Annotated in this window: 1 protein-coding gene; it reads right to left on the bottom strand. The window is 39.9% G+C overall.

Annotated elements, in window-relative coordinates:
- Positions 1-52: 52 nt before the first annotated feature.
- Entirely contained in the window at positions 53-376 is a 324-nt protein-coding gene (locus HC176_RS17240) for a hypothetical protein (RefSeq protein WP_167920237.1), read from the bottom strand.
- Positions 377-393 lie beyond the last annotated feature (17 nt).

The raw sequence follows: 393 nt of genomic DNA, 5'->3' as shown, positions 1-393 counted from the left end.
AATCCCGGAGTGATGAGTTCCGGGATTCTTTGTTTAGTAAAGTCGGCTAAGTCTAACATAAAGGCTTTACTACTGTAAGTTCATAGATCTTACCCTTCATCCAGTCGGCAGGCAGGGTCTTATTGGCAAGTTTCTCTTCCAGAAACTTACAAACCTCCTTATTTTCTGAAGCTACAGACAGGCTCTGGATCTTTTGATCTTCAGAAACCGAGAAGAATAATGTTACTTCCAGGGTTTTACCGTCTGTCGATTTAAAATCCTTCAGCATATTCTCAATCTCCAAAGAAACTGAATCCGGATGGGTAACTGTTTCGGCCTGAGTGGCCGAAGTAAGGATCACTGCAACTACTACTAACAACATCTTGATACTTTTCATAATATTCGTTTTTTAAA

Source organism: Tamlana crocina, from assembly GCF_012037625.1.
Note: the sequence above shows the minus strand (reverse complement) of the source record. Positions and strands in the feature narration are given on the sequence as shown.